The 20,803-nt window shown below is 71.6% G+C and carries 16 protein-coding genes, 1 tRNA gene and 1 pseudogene; 9 read left to right on the top strand and 9 right to left on the bottom strand.

The genetic code is table 11. The annotated features are described in order from the left end of the window. Positions 1–52: 52 nt before the first annotated feature. On the top strand, positions 53–1,351 hold the full coding sequence (locus tag F4561_RS21185) for an aspartate aminotransferase family protein (RefSeq protein ID WP_184581108.1): 1,299 nt from the start codon (positions 53–55) through the stop codon (positions 1,349–1,351). A 741-nt stretch (positions 1,352–2,092) separates the two neighbouring features. Here the strand turns inward: F4561_RS21185 and F4561_RS21180 are convergent. Then, positions 2,093–2,890 carry a carbon-nitrogen hydrolase family protein gene (locus F4561_RS21180; protein ID WP_184581107.1) on the bottom strand — a complete coding sequence of 266 codons (798 nt, stop codon included), beginning with the start codon at positions 2,888–2,890 and terminating at the stop codon, positions 2,093–2,095. 276 nt (positions 2,891–3,166) lie between these two features. Here F4561_RS21180 and F4561_RS21175 point away from each other — a divergent pair, with 276 nt between their 5' ends. The 4 genes and pseudogenes from F4561_RS21175 to F4561_RS21160 all read left to right on the top strand — a co-directional run bounded on the left by F4561_RS21175 (position 3,167) and on the right by F4561_RS21160 (position 6,118). Beyond that, positions 3,167–4,636, top strand: a complete 1,470-nt coding sequence (locus F4561_RS21175; RefSeq protein ID WP_184581106.1) for a PucR family transcriptional regulator — start codon at positions 3,167–3,169, stop codon at positions 4,634–4,636. Between the two features lie 88 nt (positions 4,637–4,724). Then, positions 4,725–4,934: a hypothetical protein gene (locus tag F4561_RS21170; protein ID WP_184581105.1), complete on the top strand. Its 210-nt coding sequence runs from the start codon at positions 4,725–4,727 to the stop codon at positions 4,932–4,934. A gap of 42 nt (positions 4,935–4,976) precedes the next feature. Further along, positions 4,977–5,057: pseudogene (locus F4561_RS34035) on the top strand (DivIVA domain-containing protein); the annotation flags it as partial. Between the two features lie 179 nt (positions 5,058–5,236). After that, a complete protein-coding gene (locus tag F4561_RS21160; RefSeq protein WP_184581104.1) occupies positions 5,237–6,118 on the top strand; it encodes an Fpg/Nei family DNA glycosylase in 882 nt (293 codons plus the stop codon). A 212-nt stretch (positions 6,119–6,330) separates the two neighbouring features. Here the strand turns inward: F4561_RS21160 and F4561_RS21155 are convergent, their stop codons facing one another. After that, the gene (locus F4561_RS21155) at positions 6,331–6,525 is read right to left on the bottom strand and encodes a DUF1918 domain-containing protein (protein WP_184581103.1); all 195 of its coding nucleotides are present in this window, start codon (positions 6,523–6,525) and stop codon (positions 6,331–6,333) included. 313 nt (positions 6,526–6,838) lie between these two features. Between F4561_RS21155 and F4561_RS21150 the strand changes: the two genes are divergently transcribed. Both F4561_RS21150 and F4561_RS21145 read left to right on the top strand, forming a co-directional pair. Continuing rightward, positions 6,839–7,261 (top strand): hypothetical protein, encoded by a 423-nt coding sequence (locus F4561_RS21150; RefSeq protein WP_184581102.1) that lies wholly within the window; start codon positions 6,839–6,841, stop codon positions 7,259–7,261. Between the two features lie 104 nt (positions 7,262–7,365). Beyond that, entirely contained in the window at positions 7,366–7,995 is a 630-nt protein-coding gene (locus F4561_RS21145) for a restriction endonuclease (RefSeq protein ID WP_312885417.1), read from the top strand. A 324-nt stretch (positions 7,996–8,319) separates the two neighbouring features. Here F4561_RS21145 and F4561_RS21140 read toward each other — a convergent pair whose 3' ends face one another. The 3 genes from F4561_RS21140 to F4561_RS21130 form a co-directional block, all read right to left on the bottom strand. After that, complete coding sequence (locus tag F4561_RS21140; RefSeq protein ID WP_184581101.1) at positions 8,320–9,174, bottom strand: SAM-dependent methyltransferase; 855 nt, start codon at positions 9,172–9,174, stop codon at positions 8,320–8,322. Positions 9,175–9,551: 377 nt separating this feature from the next. Continuing rightward, complete coding sequence (locus tag F4561_RS21135; protein ID WP_184581100.1) at positions 9,552–10,208, bottom strand: response regulator; 657 nt, start codon at positions 10,206–10,208, stop codon at positions 9,552–9,554. Next, the gene (locus tag F4561_RS21130; RefSeq protein ID WP_184581099.1) at positions 10,205–11,545 is read right to left on the bottom strand and encodes a sensor histidine kinase; all 1,341 of its coding nucleotides are present in this window, start codon (positions 11,543–11,545) and stop codon (positions 10,205–10,207) included. Before F4561_RS21130 ends, F4561_RS21135 begins: the two co-directional genes overlap by 4 nt. A 317-nt stretch (positions 11,546–11,862) precedes the next feature. Here F4561_RS21130 and F4561_RS21125 point away from each other — a divergent pair, with 317 nt between their 5' ends. Together F4561_RS21125 and F4561_RS21120 are read left to right on the top strand one after the other, a co-directional pair. Beyond that, positions 11,863–12,624, top strand: coding sequence for an ABC transporter ATP-binding protein (locus F4561_RS21125; protein WP_184581098.1), 762 nt, complete (start codon positions 11,863–11,865; stop codon positions 12,622–12,624). A gap of 3 nt (positions 12,625–12,627) precedes the next feature. Beyond that, complete coding sequence (locus F4561_RS21120; RefSeq protein ID WP_184581097.1) at positions 12,628–15,153, top strand: ABC transporter permease; 2,526 nt, start codon at positions 12,628–12,630, stop codon at positions 15,151–15,153. 909 nt (positions 15,154–16,062) lie between these two features. Here the strand turns inward: F4561_RS21120 and F4561_RS21115 are convergent. The 4 genes from F4561_RS21115 to F4561_RS21100 all read right to left on the bottom strand — a co-directional run bounded on the left by F4561_RS21115 (position 16,063) and on the right by F4561_RS21100 (position 20,586). Beyond that, positions 16,063–18,363: a hypothetical protein gene (locus F4561_RS21115; RefSeq protein WP_184581096.1), complete on the bottom strand. Its 2,301-nt coding sequence runs from the start codon at positions 18,361–18,363 to the stop codon at positions 16,063–16,065. Between the two features lie 2 nt (positions 18,364–18,365). Next, positions 18,366–18,437, bottom strand: a tRNA-Pro gene (locus F4561_RS21110). 194 nt (positions 18,438–18,631) lie between these two features. Continuing rightward, on the bottom strand, positions 18,632–19,396 hold the full coding sequence (locus F4561_RS21105) for an alpha/beta fold hydrolase (RefSeq protein ID WP_184581095.1): 765 nt from the start codon (positions 19,394–19,396) through the stop codon (positions 18,632–18,634). A 401-nt stretch (positions 19,397–19,797) separates the two neighbouring features. Beyond that, entirely contained in the window at positions 19,798–20,586 is a 789-nt protein-coding gene (locus F4561_RS21100; protein ID WP_184581094.1) for an alpha/beta fold hydrolase, read from the bottom strand. Between the last annotated feature and the right edge of the window lie 217 nt (positions 20,587–20,803).

The raw sequence follows: 20,803 nt of genomic DNA, 5'->3' as shown, positions 1-20,803 counted from the left end.
GCCGACAGTGTGAGTCTGGCGGACGGGCGGCGGGGCGGGCGACACTGAGAGCATGTCGGATCTGCGCGCACGTCACCACGCTGTCATGCCCTCGTGGCTCTCTCTCTACTACGACTCCCCGATCGAACTGGCCAGCGGCAAGGGGGCCCGGGTCACCGACGCCGACGGCCACACGTACCTGGACTTCTTCTGCGGGATCGTCACCACCATGCTCGGCTACGACGTAGCCGAGGTCCGCGAGGCGGTCGAGCGCCAGCTCGCCCGCGGCGTCGTGCACACCTCGACCCTGTACCTGATCCGCGGCCAGGTGGAGGTCGCGGAGCGGATCGCCCGGCTCTCCGGGATCCCCGACGCCAAGGTGTTCTTCACCAACTCCGGAACCGAAGCCAACGAGACCGCGCTGCTGCTCGCCACGCACGCACGCGGGACCGACCAGGTGCTGGCCATGCGCAACAGCTACCACGGGCGCTCGTACGGCACGATCGGGGTCACGGGCAACCGGGGGTGGAAGAACTCCTCGCTTTCCCCGCTCAACGCGCACTACCTGCACGGCACCGACCGCGATGCCCCGGCGTTCCGCGGCATGTCCGACGCGGAGTACATCGACGCCTGTGTTGCCGACCTGCGGGATGTGCTGGCCACCGCCACCGCACCCAACGTTGCCTGCCTGATCGCCGAGCCCGTGCAGGGGGTGGGCGGATTCGCCATGGCCCCGGACGGACTGTTCGCCGCCTACAAGGAGGTGCTCGACGAGCAGGGGATCCTGTTCATCTCGGACGAGGTGCAGACCGGATGGGGACGCACCGGGTCGAGCTTCTGGGGGATCGGCAACCACGGCGTCACCCCCGATGCCATGACCTTCGCCAAGGGGCTGGGCAACGGCTTCGCCGTGGGCGGGGTGGTGGCCCGTGGCGACCTCATGGACGCCCTGCCGGCCAAGGGGGTGTCCACCTTCGGCGGCAACCCGATCGCCATGGCGGCGGCCGGTGCCACGATCGACTACGTGCTTGAGCACGATCTGCAGGCCAACGCCGCGCGCGTGGGTTCCGTGCTGATTGACGGGCTGCGGCCCCTCACGGATCTGAGCACGGTCGGTGCCGTCCGGGGCAAGGGGCTGATGCTCGCGGTCGAGATGGTCGACCCCGGCACTGGTGCGCCGGCTCCATCGCTGGCCACGGCCGTCATGGAGCGGGCCCGCGAGCGGGGGCTTCTGGTGGGCAAGGGCGGGTTGCACGACAACGCCCTGCGGATGTCGCCTCCCCTGACCCTCACCGCGGAGGACGCGCGCGAAGGGCGGGACATCCTTCTCGACGTGGTCACCGCCGTGCATGGCGAGGCGGCCAAGGCCTGAGGGCCGAACAGCCGGTTCGTGCCGCCGGGAGCCGCGGGCGCCCGGCGGCACTTCGCTGGTGGAGCGGGGTTGGGCGGATCGGCGCCGGCTGTGTTCTCCGGGCGGGGAGGGAGCCGCGTCGCGCTCGCGGCACCTCGAGCGACAGGGAGTTACGTAGTGTGTTCAGGGGGTGTGCTCGATGGTCGAAGTGGTTTCGGACTTTCGGGGACCTCTTTTGCGTCGCACGGGGGCGCCCTTCAGGGTGTGCCCGGGCCCGGGCGCCCGGGCCCGGGCACACCACTCAGTGCTGGGCCGCGAGTGCGTGCTCGACCGAGCGCCCCGTGTTCGACGCGATGATCCCGGCACACTCCCGGCAGCCGAAAACGCCGGAGCCGTCGGGGAGTTCCCCGATAAGTGCGCGCGGGCGCGGCCACTTCATGTGGCAGATCGCGCATGCATCCCCCATGCATTGCGCGCTGCTCAGTGACCCTGGATCGAAGATATATGTGTCGGTTGTGTCGGCATTTGCTGCGCTTGGCTGGCGCATTATGCTCAGACCGCTCAACGTCCTTGCTCCCCCCGTGGTTTAGGACTGTATTGCGGGCCGTAACGTTATCGGCTCTTAATTGAACCAGATTGCGGGGCCAGCGGAAATGGACTTGACCGAATCTTGTAACTCTTAGCTCTGATTTAGCTACCTAGAGTAGTCGACTCTGCGGCGTCCGCTCATCATTGCCACGCCACGCCGGTCGGGTCGGGCTGCTAGCCCGGCGCCACCGTGAACCGGCGCAGGCGCAGCGAAGGATTCCTGGTCCGCACCTCGGCCACCCGCTCCGCCGAGACCTGGGCGGCCGCGATGCCGGTCTCCTCGCCCAACCCGGCGACCCGGGTGCCCATGGGGTCCACGATCATGCTGTTCCCGGAGCCGGCGGGGGCGTTCTGGCCCGCCGCGGCGATGTAGATGGTGTTCTCGATCGCCCGTGCCCGCGTGAGGGTGACCCAGTGGTCCTCCTTCAACGGCCCGGGGACCCACTCCGCGCCGAGCAGCAGCACATCGGCTCCGGCATCGACGATCCGCCGGGTCACCTCGGGAAAGCGAAGGTCGTAGCAGGTCTGCAGGCCGAATGTCAGCTCGTCGACAGCGAACGTCTGGGGTGGCTCGATCTCGCCCGGCTGGACGACCTCCGACTCGGTTACCCCGAACGCGTCGTAGAGATGCAGCTTCCGGTAGGCCGCCGCGGGCACCCCTTCGGGGCCCATGGCCAGGAGGGTGTTCAGGAAGTGGTCGGAGCCGGGCACTTCCTCGTTCACGCCGGCGACGACGTGCACACCGTGCTCACTGGCGATCCGGGAGAGGCCGGTGACGAACGGGCCGTCGAGCGGTTCGGCCGCGTCGACGAACCGGTGGTCGACCCGGGGCGCGGTGAACATCGCGTACTCCGGCAGCAGCACGACCCGTGCGCCCTTGCGGGCGGCGCCGGCGACGAGCCGGCTCGCTGTGGCGAGGTTGGCGTCCTTGTCCTCGCCCGGGGCGAACTGGCCGACCGCGACCTGGACCATGGTGTCTCCTCCCTGCGCTCCGGCACCGGCCCGCCCGCCGCTGGAGGTGTCGTGCCCGCATCCTGAGGGCGCGGTGCCCTGGATTCCGGTGTTCGCTGATCGGCGAGCGGCGTGTTGAGCCTAGTGCATCCGGGGGTGCCGCACCGGAGGCCGTTCCCTGTCCCCAGGCCGGGACGCGGCCGCCACGGCGCACCGTTCCGGCCGGGAGCGGCAGCGCCGATCCGGATACGATCGTGGTTGCGTTTCGCCAGTCCTTACGACCACGAGCGGAGGGGCGTGCCGCCAACACTTGGTGCCATACTGCGCACCCCGCGACTCGGCCTGCGCCTGCTCAGCGGCGACGACGTACTCGACCGCCCGGTGCGCTGGGTCGCCGTGAGCGAGCTGAGTGACCCCACTCCCTACCTCGCCGGCGGCGAGCTGCTGCTGACTACCGGCGTGCGCTGGCCCGAGGGGCAGCAGGCGGCGCGCGACTACGTGCGGCGGCTGGTTGGGCGCGAGATCACGGCGCTCGGATTCGGCAGCGGGGTCGTGCGCGACGAGGTCCCCCCTGACCTGGCCGAGGCGGCCGCCGAGTTCGGCCTGCCGCTCATCGACGTGCCCGAGTCCACCCCGTTCATCGCGGTCGGCGAGGAGGTCTCCCGGCTACTGGCACGGGAGGAGTACGAAGGGCTGACACGGGCGTTCGCCGCGCAGCGGGAGCTGACCCGAGCGGCACTGCGGGGGCCCGGCGCTGTCGCCGACCGTCTCGCGGCCGAGCTGGCGGGTTGGGTCCTGCTGCTCACCGCCGAGGGGGAGGTCCGGCAGGCGGCACCGGACAGTGCCGCCGAGCACGCCGCCGCGCTGGATGCGGAGATCCGCAGGCTGGGCGCGTCAGGGCGGCACGCGAGCGCGTCCCTGGCGGTGGGGGAGGAGCGCGTCTGGCTGCAGCCGCTCGGAGCGGGCCGGCGGATTCGCGGCTACCTCGCCGTCGGCGCCGGGCACCACCTCGACTCGACGAAGCGGACGCTGGTCAACGCCGCGGTCTCGTTGCTGTCCCTGGAGCTGGAGCGCCCTCCGGCCAGCGGGGAGGAGCTGCCGGCCGGAACACTCGAAGCGCTGCTCGGCGGCGCCGTCGCACTGGACACCGAGGCGGCGGCGCGGTTGCGTGCCGCGTTGCCGGCCGAGCCCGTCGTTGTCGCCGTATGTGATGTTCCCGCGGGACCCTCGCCCGTGGACGACCCGGCGCTCGACGGTTTCCCGGCCGCCGAGACTGGGGCGCGTCTCATCGTGCTGGGTAGCGAGAACGCTGACCCCGCCGCCGCGCTCCTGCGCGCCACCGGGGGGCCGGTGGGCGCCGCCCCGCCCGGCGGCCACGACGCCCTGCCCGCGGCCCGCGCCCAGGCGGAAAGGGCGCTGGACGCGGCCCGATCGAGCTCACGGGCGCTGGTGCGCTTCACCGAACGGCCCGGCGGGTTCCGCGGACTGCTGGACGACACCGCAGCGGAGCACCTGGCCCGGGAGACTCTCGCGCCGCTGCTCGCGCACCGCAATAGCGGCGATCTCCTTGGGGCGCTGCGCGCGTACCTGGCCGCCGCCGGCCGGTGGGACGTCGCAGCCGCGGACCTGGGAGTCCACCGGCACACTCTGCGCAACCGGATCACCCGGGTCCGCGAGCTGCTCGACGGCGACCTGGACGACCCCGACTACCGCACCGATCTCTGGCTCGCGCTACGGGCACTGGAGACAGCCCAGTGGCGCGGGTAGATCGCGCGGGCGGCGGGACTGTATACCGGCTGGCACGGGACAGTGATGAGGGGTGTCCCACGGGGTGGGTAACTGGGACGATAAGCCGATGTCCGAACCAATCCCGGAAATCGAACTCACCGTTGCCTTCCGCGGCTACGACCGCCACCAGGTCCAGTCCCTGATCGAGCGGATCAGCTCGGGGGCCGTCACCGCCGTCGAGGCCCGCGCCGAACTGGCCCGCATTGACATGGTGCTCCGCGGCTACAAGAAGTCGGAGGTCACGCAGGCGGTCGACCGCCTCTTGGGCGACCGGTAGGACGCGCCGAGCGCCGCGGACTTCCAGGCCGCGTCCCTCACTGCCGTGCTGCGCGGCTACGACACAGGGGAGGTGGACGCGCTGATGCGGTCGCTCATCGCCGCCCCTGACGGGCGCGGGTAGCCGCCGCGCCCGGCCCTGAGCCCCGCAGGGGCCGAAGTACCACCGGCCAGCCGCCGGTGCGCTCCCTACCGCCCGCGGGCGGGCCGCGCATCGCATTGCCGCGGAATGGGGCCGGTAGAGTGCGCATCGGCCGCGCTGCGGAGCGGTCAGCGTATGGACATGGGAAGGGAGGGGCGGAGGTGCCCGAAGGCCACACGCTGCACCGGCTGGCAGCCCACTTCACCAAGCACTACGCTGGCGCGCGGTTGCGCGTGACCAGCCCGCAGGGGCGCTTCACCGAAGGGGCGCGCCGCCTCGACGGCCGCACCCTCCTTGAGTCCGAGGCCCACGGCAAGCAGCTCTTCCTCGGTTTCGACTCCGGCGCGTGGCTGCGGGTGCACCTGGGGCTCTACGGCGCGTGGACGTTCGGCGACGCCCGCGGTGAGGAGTACCTTGGCGCGCCCCGAGCCCAGGCCGGACGCGAGCGCGATCTGGAGCGCGACGCCGAGGGGTTCGTTATCCCCCCGCCGCCGGTGGGCGCCGTCCGTGTCCGGTTGGTCAGTGCCGCGGGGTGGGCGGACCTGCGCGGGCCGTCCGTGTGCGAGGTCCGGACCGAGGAGGAGAAGCACGCGGCGCAGGCCAAGCTCGGCCCCGACCCGTTACGTTGCGACGCCGACCCGGAACGGGCGTGGCTGATGATCCAGCGGTCCCGTACCGCGATCGCCGCGCTGCTGATGCGCCAGGATGTGCTCGCCGGAATCGGCAACATCTACCGGGCCGAATCCCTGTTCCGATCCGGGATCGACCCGTACCGCCCCGGCCGCGACCTGGCGCGCCACGAATGGGACGAACTGTGGTCCGACCTGGTCGCGCTGCTCCAGGCGGGGGTTGACTCCGGAGCGATCGTGACGACCAGACCCGTCCACCGGCACGATCCGCGAGCCCAACCGGTGCCCCGCGGCGACGCCCTCTACGTCAGCTACCGGACGGGCGAACCGTGCCGGATCTGCGCCACCGGGATCCGCGCCGGAGACCTAGCGGGCCGCACCCTGTACTGGTGCCCGAACTGCCAGCGCGGATAATCCGCCGGGCCAGCCCGGTGTGCCGGGAACGCGTGCGCCGGTGCCGTCGCTGGGCACCCCGATCCAGCTAACCGCTTCACTCATCCGGGGCTGGCTTTTCGGGAGGAGACGGGCAGGGGCCCGGGTGGGCGCGCGGCAAAGCCCGACCGGCCCGGGCCCCGACCGCACCGGAACGCGTGCGAGATACGGCCACGAATGCGGTGAACCGGCCCTCAGTCCACCGGTTTGCGGGGCTCGACGATGCAGTCGGGACCGGGGAAGACAAGCTTCTCGTCCCCGTCATCGAACTGGACCACGTAGGGCGGCTCGCCCTCGTCGCCGCGGACCTCCAGGATCTTCCCGTACCGGTCGCGTTCGCCGACCGTGCGGCCGTGAATGTGCAACTGGTCTCCGACAGTCGCGCGCATGGTTGGCCTCCCAAGGAAGGATTCTCACGTACTCGGTGGGGCGCCAGCCGAACCGGGCGCTCCCTTCCGGTGTACGTGGCTGCATACCCGAGGTGCCCCGGTTCCGAACGTTGCCGATCCCGGTGAACTACCCACCCAACCCGTCCGGCAAAGCCGCTCCGAGCTGGGAGGACACCACCACCGTCGGGATCCGGGTTCACGCGTACTCCCGCGGGTGGCGGGTTGGCTGCCGGGTACTCGACGACGCCTGGTGACCTTCTAGGGTGGAGATGTCCGCGTCGAAGCCGGAGCGCGCTTCGGGAGGGAACACCCCATGGCCGAGAGACGGTCAGCGCTCAACATCGCCGGTGCCCGCCTCCTCGCCGCATTGCGCCATCGCGACAGCGGTGCCCAGCGCCCAGCCGCGGCACAGGGCTCATCGCCGGCACTCGTCGGGGAAAACACCATCGGGGGCCTCGGCGGCCAGGAGCCTCCCTCCAACCGGGACGCTCCCACCGCCGTCCACGACGCGCTGTACGGCCGCACCCGTGCCGCGGTGGACCGGCTCGGTGCCCTGCTCGCCAGTGCCGCCCCGCCGGACACCCCTGAGGCGTTCCGGGAGCACGCCGCGATGCTGAACGCCTACGACCACTGGCAGCGAACGCTGAGCACGGGCGGGACCGCCGACGAGCTCGCCGCTATCTACGCGGAGGTCATGCCCGCCCAGCGCCGGGCCGCCCGCTGGGTGCCCCGCTGACTCGGATTCCGGTGGCCGGAGGCGGCCGGTTCCCGGCCCCACTCTGGAACGCTCCGGCCACAGCCCGGATGATGGTGGTACCCCCCCACCAAGGAAGGCCGCCAGTGACACCTGCGAGGAAGCGTCGCCGCTGGCCGTCTCGGTGGTCACGGCGCCTCCGGAAGTGGGCCGCCTGGGCGGGAACCGCGCTGGTCCTGGTGGCCGGTGCGCTCGTCGCGGCCACCGAGAACCCCTGGGTCTGGCTCGTGGTGCTCCTGCTCGCGTCGGGGGCATTGGCGGCGGCCGGGATGTGGGCGGTGCGCGCGGCGCGCGCCCTGCGCACACGCTGGGTGCTGGCCCGCACCGACATGCGCCGGATCGACACTATGTCCGGTGTCGAGTTCGAGCACCTCGTCGCCGAGCTGATGCGCGACAGCGGCTATCGCCGGGTCACACTGGTCGGCCAGGCCGGCGACGGCGGCGTCGACATCCGCGCCGCGACCCCGGACGGACGACCCTGCATCGTCCAGTGCAAGCGGCTCAAACGCCCGGTCCAACCCAACGACGTGCGCGCGTTCCTGGGTGTGCTGGCCAGCAGCCACCGCGGCTACACCGGCATCTTCGTCGCCTCCAACGGTTTCACCGAACAGGCGACAAAGGAAGCGGCCAGCGAAATGACCCTGGTGGACCGCACCGCCCTCGCGTTCTGGCTCACCGATAAGCACCCCCCGGAGCTGCTGGCCGGCCCGCCGTGAGTTCTCCCCGCCACCCTCTTCGTGGTGCCGGCGCGGGGCGTCGCCGCTGTTCGTCCGTGGAGGCCGGAGCGTGGGGTTCCCGCTGCCCACTGTGATCGAAGTGAGCGTTCCTCCGTACCTGCGTGCGGCGACGATCCCCTGGGGCTCTGCGGTGCGGGACCGCCGGCGTTCGAGATTGCGGCCGACGCGCACGCGCTGTTCGACGAGACACACGGCGGCCACGAGGACGACCACTCCGCACGCCCGCGCGAGATGAGTGGCCTGGACCGCGGCTACGGCGCTGTCCCCCCGGGGCCGTCGCCGTAGCTCCGCAGCCCGGGCGTATCACGGTTTGCGGAGCACACCGCCGTACTCGTAGACGCGCTTTCCGCGGAGCGACTGGCCCGTGTACGGGGCGAGCTCCGCGGGGACGTTGTCGAGCGGTGGCTGGTCGGGGTCGGGCCGCCAGTGGGCGATGTCGCACAGCCCGGGGTCGACCCGCTCCAGGTGCTGGAACCATCCGTCGATCTGGGCGGGGGTGCGGGTTTTCCACGGCATGCCCTGCTCGGTGATGGTCGCGGTCAGCTCCTCAGCCTGGGTGTCGGTGTCGGCAACGACGTGGGTGAGCGCGAGGTAGCTGCCGGAGACGGCGCGTTCCATGGGGCCGAAGATGGCGCGCTGGGCGTCGGCGTCGTCGGGGATGCAGTGGGGGATGGAGAGCATCAGCACCGCGACGGGCTTCTCGAAGTCGATCAGCCGTTGGGTGTCGGGGTGGTTCAGGATCTGCTCGGGTTGGGTCATGTCGGCTGTGATGACCGTGGTGTTGGGGTTGTCGGCGAGCAGGGCGTGGCCGTGCACCAGCACGATGGGGTCGATGTCGGCGTAGACCACGCGTGCGTCGGGCTGGAACGTCTGCGCGACCTGATGGACATTGTTGTTGGTGGGATAGCCGCTGCCCAGGTCGAGGAACTGGGTGATGCCGGCCTCGACCGCGAGGTACCGTACCGCCCGGTAGAGGAACAGCCGGTTCTGCCGCGCGATGTCCACACCCTCGGGGACGAGTTGCAGGGTTTGGCGGATGAATTCGCGGTCGACGGCATAGTTGTCCTTGCTGCCGAGCATCCACCCGTAGGCGCGTGACTGAGCGGGGCTGGGAGCCTCACCGGGCTGGGAACCCGGTGGAGTAGCGTCGTCGGTCATAGCGCTCCCGTCATTGTTGGTCATCGAAGTACAGGGAGAAAGCGCCCTCACCCCGCCGGGAGCGAGAACGGCCCCCGGGTATCGGCCGCCGCGGCAGCCTTGAGCGCGCCGCGTTTGATCGTATCCATGGTCTGCCCCCGTAACTGTCGGGGTGGCGGGCTTCCACCCGCCCCCGCGGCGGCCCCCAGCGCGCCGAGTCGGCACGACACGTCGAGCCGCAGCGCCAGCGCGAACGGTCCCTGCTGTTCGTGGCGAGCACCCGCGCCCGTGACACGCCGCTGATCGCCTACCACGGCGAACCGGGCCGGTTCCGCTACCCGCTCATCGCCACCCGGCCGGCGGCCTGACCCCGCTGGCTTCGCGGAGGAGCGAACTGCTCACGATCGCGGCAGCCACCCCGCGTCGTGGGCGAGGATCGCGGCCTGTACCCGGTTGGTGAGGTCGAGCTTGGTGAGGATCCGGCTGACGTGCGCCTTGATCGTGGTCTCGCGCATGTCCAGGGCGCGGCCCGCCTCGGCGTTGGACATGCCGCGGGCAACCGCGAGCAGAACGGCGCGCTCGCGCTCACTGAGTACGGCCAGGCGCTCGGCCGCCCGGGACGCGCCGTCCGGCTCCGGAGCGGCGAACCGTTCCAGCATGCGCTTGGTGACGCTGGGGGCGAGCATCGCGTTGCCCTCATGGATCGTCCGCACAGCGGCGGTGAGGTCGCGCGGCGGCGTGTCTTTCAGCAGGAAGCCGACCGCGCCCGCGCGCAGCGCCCGGTGCACGTAGTCGTCCAGGTCGAACGTGGTGAGCAACACCACCTTGGGGGCCTGTGGGACGGCGACGATCTCGGTCGCCGCCGTCAGCCCGTCCATCACCGGCATGCGGATGTCGAGGAGTACGAGGTCGGGCGCGAGCTCCCGCGACAGCCGCAGCGCCTCGGCGCCGTCGGCGGCCTCGCCCACGACCTCGATGTCACCGACCGCGTCGAGGATCATCCGCAGCCCGGACCGCACCAGGCTCTCGTCGTCCGCCAGCAGGACCCTGATCACGTTGTGTCGACTCCCGTCCCCTCATCGCTGTCCGCCGTACCCTCCACGGGGCTGCCCCCACCGCTTGTGGTGCCCGCCGGTGGTGTGGCGTCTGCCGCGGGCACGGTAGCGCGAATGCGCCACCCGCCGTCGGGGCGAGGGCCCACGACGAGCTCGCCGCCAGCCAGGCTGATTCGCTCGCGCAGCCCGGCGAGTCCGTGGCCGCCGCCCGGTGGTGCGGGAGGGGCCGGACCGCCGCTGGTCGGGGGGCCGTTGGTGACGAGCACGCGCACGTCGGTGTCGCCGTACTCGATTTCCACGGTGACGTGCGCGCCGGGGGCGTGCTTGGCGGCGTTGGTCAACGCCTCCTGGGCCGTCCGGTATACCGTGCGCTCCACCTGCGCTGGAATTGGGCGCTCGGTTCCCCGGATGCCCCAGTCCACGGAGGATCCGGTGGAGCGCCAGTCCGCGAGCAACCGCTCCAGGTCGGCCACGCCCGGCTGTGGTGCGGTGGTGGCGGCAGTGTTGGTGTCGGCCCCAGTGTCGTCGCGCAGTACGTCGAGGATCCCGCGCAGCTCGGTCAGTGCCTCGCGGCCGGTACCGCGGATGAGCGCCGCGGTGCGCTCGGTCGGCTCGTCGGAGGCGGAGACCTCCAGCCCGCCCGCGTGCAGCACCATCAGGCTCACCCGGTGCGCCACCACGTCGTGCATCTCCCGCGCGATCCTGGTCCGTTCGGCCGCGGTGGCGTTGCGGGCCTCCAGGTCACGCTCCCGTTCCAGCCGGGCGGTGCGTTCCCGCAGGTTCGCGATGAGCTCGCGGCGGGTTCCCACCCACAGCCCGAACGTCAGCGGGAACGCGACGCCGATGACGCACCACACCACGAACATCGGCCAGAAATGCTCCACAGCGGACAGAGCCGCGACAATGCCCAGCACTATCGCAATAGACCAGGCGGCGAGCACCCTCCGGTTGGTGAACCACACCGCATACGAGTACAGCGCCAGCGCCCCCATGAACTGCGTACCGAGGACGCTCACCATGACCAGCGCCGTGCCCAGCAGCCAGGTGGGCCGGCTGCGGCGGAGAAGCACGGGCACCACCACCACCAGTGGCAGAACCAACAGCTCCCATGGCGGAGGCCACACCCAGGGATGCTTCGGCGCCGGTACCAAGGGCTCGGGCAGCAGTCCCGCCCCGGTTCCCCAACCCACCGGGATGGTCTGGGCCAGCCACAGGTACAGAAGGCCGGCGTAGAGCCAGTCGGCCATGCGGAAGCGGTGTCGCCGTCCCCACCGCCAGACGCGTTTCGCCGTCCGGGCGACCGCTGGTAGCGGGCCCTCCCCATCAGCTTCGACCATGGGCGGCAGTCTAGGTCCTGGGCACCCGGGCACCGCTGGTGCCGGCACTCCCCGCGCACCAAGGGTGGTCCGAAAGTCGGTGGTCCCGGTCTAGTCCAGGTCAGCGCCCCGATCATGGGTGCTAAGCGGCGCCGGCGTGGTGGCGCGCACCGACGAAAGTCGGTGCCGTGCCTTCCCGCGCGCATCGAACGATCCGGCTGGAATGGCCCTCGTGGCCGACGATCCGGCGGGCTCGGTGGCCGTAGCGTTCCTGGTAGTCGCGGCGTACCACCGCGCAGCGCAATGCAACCGTCCCATAGAACCAGGAGAACCACGACGTGAGCGAGAGCAGCCCGAACGATCCCCCCGGTGGCGCGGCACCGGCCGTCACCGCTCGCGATCTCACCAAGGTGTTCGATGCCGGCGACTCCGCGGTGCGCGCGCTGGACGGGGTGAGCGTGGAGTTCACCCGAGGCGCGTTCGCCGCGATCATGGGGCCGTCGGGGTCGGGAAAGTCCACCCTGATGCACTGCCTGGCCGGGTTGGACAGTGCCACCTCCGGCAGCGTGCGCGTGGGCGAGACCGAGATCACCGGTCTCAGCGACAAGGAGCTCACGCTACTGCGCCGCAAGCGGGTTGGGTTCATCTTCCAGTCCTTCAACCTGCTGCCGGTGCTCACAGCGCGGCAAAACATCCTGATGCCCGCGCAGATCGCCGGGCGGGCGGTCGACCAGGAGCGGTTCGACCACATCGTCGACGTCGTCGGGCTGCGTGACCGGTTGGAGCACACGCCGGCGAAGCTGTCGGGTGGCCAGCAGCAGCGGGTAGCGGTGGCGCGTGCCCTCCTGAGCGCCCCGGACGTGGTCTTCGCTGACGAGCCCACCGGCAACCTCGACTCCCGCTCCGGCGCGGAGGCGCTGGGCTTCCTGCGCGACTCCGCACGCGAGATGGGCCAGACCATCGTGATGGTCACCCACGATCCGGTCGCCGCGGCGTATGCCGACCGGGTGGTGTTCCTGCGCGACGGGCGGCTCGTGGACGAACTGCACGAGCCCAGCGCCGAGGCCGTGCTGGACCGCATCGGGAAGCTGGAGGTCTAGGCGATGCTGCGCATCACACTGGCCAGTCTGCGCGCCCATGCCGGCCGGCTGGTCACCACGGCGCTGGCGATCGTGCTGGGCGTCATGTTCGTCACCGGCACGCTCGTGTTCAGCGGCACCCTCGACGATGCCCTCGGCGCCCAGGTCAAGGGATCCACCGAGGAGTACTCCGTCATCGTCCACACCGAAAGGACCGCCGAGGAGAAGCAACCGGAGCTGCCCCGGGAGACCCTGGACGACATCGAGAGCCTGCCGGAAGTGGGAAGTGCCGCGGGCATCGTTCATGGCGAAGCCTCGCTGCTCGGCGAAGAGGGGCAGGCGGTCGGGAGCCTGCCCACGGCCGGCCTGTCCACGAGCGAGGACACACGCCACTCGACCGCGGCTGAGGGGAAACTGCCGACCGGTCCCGACGAGGCCGCGCTCGCCACCTCCAGCGCCGACGTCACCGGTTTCGGGGTCGGCGACGAGGTCACGGTGCTGGACGCGGAGGGCCGCGAGCACACCTTCACCGTCACCGGGTTGCTCGACCTCGGGGTGGACCCCGAGTTCTCGTACCGAGGCGCGGTCGCCTTCACCGAGGACACCGCCCACGCGATGACGGGAATCGACGGCTACGGCGAGATCGACGTCACCGGCGCGTCCGGATACACCGACGAGGAGGTCCGCGACGCGGTCGCCGAGGTGGCACCCGGTGACGCCGAGGTGCTGACCGGGGCGGAGCTCGGGGCGCGGCTCGCGGAAAGCGCCGGCGCCGAGACCGAGCTCATCACGACGGGTCTGATGCTGGCCGGTGCCGTTTCGGTGGTCGTCGCCGGCATCGTCATCAGCAACACGTTCGCGATCCTGCTCGCGCAGCGCCAGCGTGAGATGGCCCTGCTCCGCTGCGTGGGCGCGGGCCGCGGCCAGGTGCTGCGCAGCGTACTGCTTGAGGCGAGCCTGGTCGGGTTGGTGTCGTCGGCGGTCGGGGTGCTCACGGGCATCGGCGTCGGCTACGCGGGGGTCACCCTTGGCGCGGAGGTGTTGGGCGCGGGGGACTCGGCGACGTCGCTGGTGGTCGGCCCTGCCGCGGTCGCTGCTGGGCTCGTGGTGGGAACGGGGGCGACGGTGGTGGCCGCGCTCGTGCCGGCCGTGCGTGCGGCCCGGATCCCACCGCTGGCCGCGTTGCGGGACAGTGCCGCGCAGGGCGCGGCACGCGGCACCTCCACGGGAAGGGTGGTCCTGGGAACGGTGCTGGGGCTCGCTTCCGCTGGCATCGCCACCTGGGCGGTGCGCTCGCTGGAGAACGAGCAGGCGCTGATCGCGGTCGTGGCCGCTGGTGTCGTGGCGTTCGCCGGGGTGGTCGCCCTGGGGCCGCTCCTGGTGCGCGCGCTCGTCGCCATGGCCAGGAGGCCGATGCGCAAGCTGGGGGTGGTCAGCGGGCTCGCCGCCGACAACTCCGGGCGATCCCCGAAGCGCGCCGCGACCGCGATGATCGCGCTCACCGTGGGCGCCACACTGATCACCGGATACTCGGTGATCAGCGACTCCACGGAGGAGACCCTGACCCATGAGCTGGACAAGCGGTTCCCGGTGGACTACGAGATCGGCAGTCAGCTGTCGTTCGACGGTCCCAGGGAGGGGGTTGACCCCGAGGTGGCCCGGGAGCTGGCGGACTCCTCGGACGTCGCGCAGGTCATGCGGGTGCGCGACAGTGGGATCGAAAGTGGGATCGAATCGGAAGGCCCGTCGGTGAAGGCCTACTTCGGTGGCGAGGTCGGCACTGACGTGACCGCCTCAGTGGCCTCCGGCGACCTGGCGGACCTGGAGCCCGGCAGGGTCGTCGTACACGAGGACGCCGCCGAGGGGAACGGGGTCGGCGACGAGATCGCGGTGGAGACGGAGGAGGGCGAGCAGACGTTCGAGATCGCCGCGGTCACCGAGGGCAACACAGGCCTGATGGGTGTGACCATGCACCCCGACGACTTCCGTACCCACTTCCCCGAGGTCACCCAGGACCAGTCGGTCAGGGTCCAGGGTAGCGAGGACGTGCCGGCCGACGAGCTGCGCGATACGGTGATGGCCGCGGTCGCCGACCACCCCAAGCTGCAGGTCACCTCGGCGGTGCAGAGGCAGCAGGAGTACACCGAGATCCTGGACACGCTCCTGCTCGTTGTGACAGCGATGCTCGCGCTGTCCGTCCTGATCGCCGTGGCCGGGGTCGCCAACACGATGGCGCTGTCGGTGCTGGAACGCGTCCGGGAGTCCGCGATGCTGCGGGCGCTGGGGCTGACCAGAGGGCAGATACGTCGGATGTTGGGCCTGGAGGCGGTCATGCTGAGCCTGATCGGGACCGGGATTGGGATCGCCCTGGGGATCGTCTTCGGCTGGGCGGCGGGAGTGGCGCTCCTGGACGGCTTGATCCTGAGCATCCCGGTGCCGCGGATCGCGGTGTTCCTCACGGCCGCCGTGCTGGCCGGGCTGCTCGCCTCGGTGCTGCCGGCCCGCAGGGCCGCGCGAACCTCCATCACCCGGTCCCTGGCCAGCGAATAGCCGCCCCGATCCCGGGGGCGCACCGTGCGGAAAGTGGCGTCCGAGTGATGGTGCGGCGTGCGCTCGGCGGTAAACCGGCTCGCTCGCCGGGTGCGTGGTGACACGCGCTCAGCGAGGCGGTGCGGATACCGGAAGGACCGGGCGGGCGCATGGTCGGCCGCGGGCCGCCCATAGGTGCGCGCCCGACGGCGGCGGTGCGAGGAGCCGGATCCTCGCACCGCCGCCGCGGAAGCCGGGCCTTCACCAGTGACTCGGGTTTCGTGGTTTCTGGTGCCATCGGTTCGGGATGCCCGGGTGCTCGGGTGGCTGCCCGCGCGAAGGGTGTCCGGGTGCCGGGTGTGGCTGCCCGCGCGAAGGATGTTCCCGTGCGTTCGGCGGCAAGCTGGCATCGGCGCTTCGCGTGGAGGAGCCCCATTGCCGCACCCTTCCCGGTGCGGGCCCCGACCCCCAGCGGAAGGCCTCGCTGGTTTCCTCGATCCCCTGGTGCGGGTCCCGATCTCCGGCGGAAGGCCGCGCCGGCCCCCACAGGTGGGCACCCCGGCCCCCAACGCCGAGAACCAGGGGCCCGGCGCCGAGGGTCAGGGGCCCGGCCACAGTGGTTGCGGCAATGGGGCTCCGGGCGAGCGCTAGCGAGACGATGCCCGCTTGCCGCTGAGCGCACGCGGCCTCTTTCCGCGGGCCCAGCCAGCTCCCCGCACCACGAAACCAGCCACATCGGGCACCAGGGCGACACACTTGGACATAACCCCGAAACTCGTACCAGTGAAAGCGCCCCGATTCTCGCAAGATCGGCGCTGGGCCCATCTCCTCGCCCTGGTCTTTCGCCGCTGCCGCACGTGTCCGCGCCACGCTGGTACAACGCACCCGCCTCGGCGAACCGGGCCGGTTCCTCCCCTCGCTGATCGCCGCTCAGGCGCCGAGTGACATCGACAGGTCGCGCATCCAGTGTCCGGTGGTGCTCCAGCCCAGGAGCCGGCGTCCCGGGCCGTCGGTTCCGTCGCTGCCGACGTGGCCGCCGGCGGCCACGTGCCGCAGGCCGGCCAGTGCGGGGGCCAGGAGCGCGGCGACACGGGCCGGCTGGTCCCGGACCTCCTCGTCCGTCCACGCCAGGAACGACTCCTGCGCACCGGGGTCGCACAGGGAGAGGTAGAACAGCATGTGCCGCCACGCGTAGGCGGCGTCCTTGATGGCGTTCAGCGGATCGCGGAGGTCGGGCACCCGTTCCGCGATCCGGCACACGGCCCCGAAGCAGTGGCGGGCCAGGCGCGGCCATCCGGCGTTCGGCGAGACACCGATCGGGTGCACCAGCGCGGCGAGGTTGTGCGTGGTGAGGATCTGCGCCTGCTCGATCACCATCCCGTTGGCCGCGACGTTGCCGCGCGGGTGGCCGGCGCGGGCGCGGCAGAGGTCGGCGAAGGACTCGGCCGTGCGGGCATTGGACCGCGGCAGGTCGCGGGAGCCGGGGGCCTCCGCGGACATGGCGAGGATCGCCGGGTAGTCGATCCCGTAGTACCGCGCGTAGAGCGTGCCGTCCAGCACGTGCGCCGCGAGCTTGGCCGCCTTCAGGAACTTCGCGCTGAAGGTTCCCATGAAGATGTCCGCTGCCAGCTCCTCTAGCAGGGGCACGTCGATCCTGGCCGCGCGGGCGAGTGCGGTCAGCTCGCTGATCAGCGGGTTGGGCAGCGCGGTCGCCGGGAAACCCGAAAGCGCGATCTCCCCGATCCGTACCAGGGTCGCGCGGGCGTGCTCCCGCGCCTCATCGTTGTCCTCCCGGTAGTCGGCGACCGCGCGTACCCAGGGTAGCTCCCCGATCCGCACCTGGTGCTCCAGGTTGAGCAGCAGCAGCGAACGCCGGTTGCGGAACGCGCGGTACGTGGCGGCCATGAGCGTGCTGAGGGCCTCGTCGGGATAGGCGGCCGTGGTCGTCGTCGCGGCGATCCGGGGGACGAGCGCGGCGAGTACCTCGGCCGAGGGGATGGTCCCGCGCTCGACGAGTACGTCGATCGGGCCGGACAGAGCCCGGCCAACGACCCGTTGGATGGCTTCGGGGATCTCCGTTCCGGCGGGTACTCCGGTCCCCGGTTCCTCGTCGGCCGTCACCGGGCACACGAAGGGGGAGGTGTCGGGTGTTCCCTCCTGCTGCGGTAGCCCTGAGAGCCGGCCGGCCACGAGCCGCGCCAGCTCGCGGTGGCTGGGCCGGGCCCCATCGGCGGACTGGCGGGCGCGCAGCGCGCTGTGCGCCCGCGATCCGGGCTGCCCGCGCCGCCGCACCATGGAATCGACGGCGTGCTGCAGCAGGCCACGCTGCCGCGGCGGAAGCGTCCGGCCCGCGACGGCTTCGGCGAGCGCGGCGCGCAGAATGGCGATGTTCTCCTTGGGCCTTCGGTGCTTGGTGCAGCGCGTGTGCTGCTCCGCCAGCGTCTCGTAGCGTTCCAGCAGGGACGCGCCGCGTTCCTGCCAGCCTTCGGGGGTCCGCGCGGCCACCCGCCCGTTCTCGGCGGTCTCCAGCCAGTGGCTCAGGATCTCGTCGGCGAACGGGTTCCAGACGGTGAGGGTCTCGCGCATCGCCTCGACCCGTGTGTTCTCGGGGCGCGCGGCCACAGTCGACCGCACCTCGCCGACCGTCTCGCGGTACACGACCGCCGAGTCCGTTTCGGGAGCGTCCGCGGGGCGCGGCGCGAAGCGCAACCGGTCGCTGAACGGCGCGAGCGTTTCGAGCAGGGTCAGCGCGCGCGACCGCGCTCCGGCACGCAGCAGCCACGCCACGGTGAGCAGCGCCGCTTCCTCTGGCGCCTCAACGCGGTAGTGGCCGCTGTCGAGCAGGGTGTTGAGCTCGGCGAGGCCGGGTTCGGACAGGTGGTAGGCGAACAGGGCGCCCCGTTCGGCGGGTACCCCCGTGCGCCGCGCCAGCTCGGTCTCGTGCGGCAGCAGCGGCCCGCCCGCTGACGCGCGGCCCGTAGCGAACCCGCCGTGCGCGACCTCGGGGGTCACCCACTCCGGCAGGTCGGTGACGGGTGTACGGGTGCCGATGGCGAGGGTGCCGTCGAGCATGCCGGCAAGCACGTCGTGCCATTTGCGGCCCCGCTCTTCGGCGCGCTTTCGGGCCGCGGCGTCCTCGTGGCTCGCGGCCGTCTCGAGCGCCTTTGCGAGCTGGTGGGTGATGTATCCCGTACCCACCCGTACTTCGGTGTCGTCCTCGTTGCCGTTCATCGCCAGCGTGGCGGGTGCCGCCCCCGCTCCCTCCCGGTCCCGAGCCGGGCGCTCTGCTGGTGAGCTACACGCTGTTGGCGCGTCACTCTAGCCATACCGGGACGAATCCGCACCAGGGTTTCCGCTGCGCCGCGGGAGGGCGTGTGGCGCGGCCAGCCGGCTTGGCCCGGCGGACGCCGCGGTGCCGGCCGGAGGACGGGTCACCCCGGTACGGCCTGGCCCCGCGGTCGCCGCTCATGGTTCGGCGGCGTGGGTCGGTGCTTGAAGGTCAGCGGTTGAGGAAATCCGTCAGTGCCGAGCTGAACTTGGGCTGGCGTACGGCGCCGAGGTGGTCCCCGTCGAGCACCCGGAGCGTCGCGTCGGGGATGGCGTCGGCGAGCACGCCCGGGCGGGTGGCGAGCTCGTCCGCGGAACCTGCCAGAAGCAGTGTCGGGGCGGTGATCGACCCGAGGGGGAGGGGGGAGTCGTGCATCGCCATGGCCTGGGCGGCCAGCGCCTTGCGGTCCCCGCCCACCGCGTCGACGAAGGACCGGAAACCCGCGGCGGACTGGTCGGCGACACTGTCCGGGTCGTCGGTGGTCATCGCTTCGAGGACCGTGGGGCCGTGCAGGACGCGGGTGTCGACCCCGCCCAGCTCGGCCACCGCGGCTCCGACACCGCCGATGGCCAGGCGCCGGACCCGGGGGTCGCGGGTGGCCAGGATCAGCGACACGACGGCGCCCATGGAGTACCCCACAAGATCGATCGTGGGCTCGTCCAGGATGTCGATGAGTTGGGCCAGGTCGTCGGCCATTCTGGCCTCGCCGTAGCTTTCGGGGTCGTGTGGCTTGTCCGAGGCGCCGTGGCCGCGGGCGTCGATGGCGGCCACCCGCCGCCCGGAGTCCAGGAGAGCGTCCACGACCCCCGGCCCGACCCAGTTGATCAGCCCGTCGGCGATGAACCCGTGGTGCAGCACCACCAGCGGGAAACTGGACTCGCGGTCCCATACCCGGTAGGCGATCGCTGTGCCGTCGGAGGCGGTGAAGGTCTGCATGCCGTTCCTTTCCAGCGTGCTGGCAGGCGTGCTCGTTCGCGGGCCGGTTCCCGGGCCGGGCGGCTCCTGACCCCACCGCTGCCGTGCTCCCCGGGCACGGTGCCGCGGCCGGTTGTACCCATGAAGGCGCAAGCGGCCCGAAGTATCCGCTGGAAGCCGCGGGGGCCGCGCGGGACGGGAAGAGGTGGCCGCGCGTTCGCGAATCGCTCGGGAGCGGAGACTCCGGGCCGCTGGTCCCATTCGACCGCATCCGGGGGGTGTGCGGACATCGGTGGAACCACCGGTTCCGCTCCGCCTCGTTGCGGTGCGCGGAACACCTCGGGCGGCGGTCGCGTGGAAGGCGCCGGCCGCACGGCGGCGTGCCGGCGTCCCGGTGGTCAGGGACGCCGCGGAGCCGTCGGCTACCCGACCGGGTGCGGGGCGGGTGAGCGGTTGAGGAACTCGGTGAGCGTCGAGACGAACGCGGGCTCGCGCAGTATGCCGAGGTGGTCCCCGTCGATGAGCCGCACCGCCGCCCCCGGGATCGCCTTGGCCAGCACGTCCGGGTGCGCTGCCAGCTTGTCCTCCGCTCCGGCCAGGATGAGGGCCGGGGCGGTGATCGACCCGAGGGGGAGGGGGGAGTCGTGCATCGCCATGGCCTGGGCGGCCAGCGCCTTGCGGTCCCCGTCGATCGCGTCGGCGAAGGTGCGGAACGCCGCCGCGACGTAGTCGGTGATGCGTTCGGGTTCGGCGGTGGTCAGTGCCTCGGCAAGCGTGGGGCCGTGCAGGACGCGGGTGTCGACCCCGCCGAACTCGGCCACCGCGGCTCCGACACCGCCGATGGCCAGGCGCCGGACCCGGGGGTCGCGGGTGGCCAGGATCAGCGACACGACGGCGCCTGTGGAGTACCCGACGAGGTCGACCGTGGGCTCGTCCAGGATGTCGATGAGTTGGGCCAGGTCGTCGGCCATTCTGGCCTCGCCGTAGCTTTCGGGGTCGTGTGGCTTGTCCGAGGCGCCGTGGCCGCGGGCGTCGATGGCGGCCACCCGCCGCCCGGATGTCAACAGGGCGTCGACGATTCCGGGGCCGACCCAGTTGACATGCGCGTCGGAGATGAATCCGTGGTGCAGCACCACCAGCGGGAGGTCCGACGAGCGTTCCCACAGCCGGTAGGCGATCGCTGTGCCGTCGGAGGCGGTGAAGGTCTGCATGCCATTCCTTTCCAGCGTGATCGGCGGGCCCGTGCCTGCCGTCTCCCTCCCCGACCTCCGGCCGACGGGGCTCGCCCCGGGGCGAGGGTGCTGGGGACACACCCTCGCCCCAGGGGGTAACGATCCGCTGCGCGCCTCGGCGTGCCCGGACACGCGATAGGGGGAGGGACCATCGCACTTCCGGGACGCCTGGAGTGGGCTAACGGACCGTTCCACC

The sequence above is a fragment of the Lipingzhangella halophila genome (genome assembly GCF_014203805.1).
GTDB lineage: Bacteria > Actinomycetota > Actinomycetes > Streptosporangiales > Streptosporangiaceae > Lipingzhangella > Lipingzhangella halophila.
Note: the sequence above shows the minus strand (reverse complement) of the source record. Positions and strands in the feature narration are given on the sequence as shown.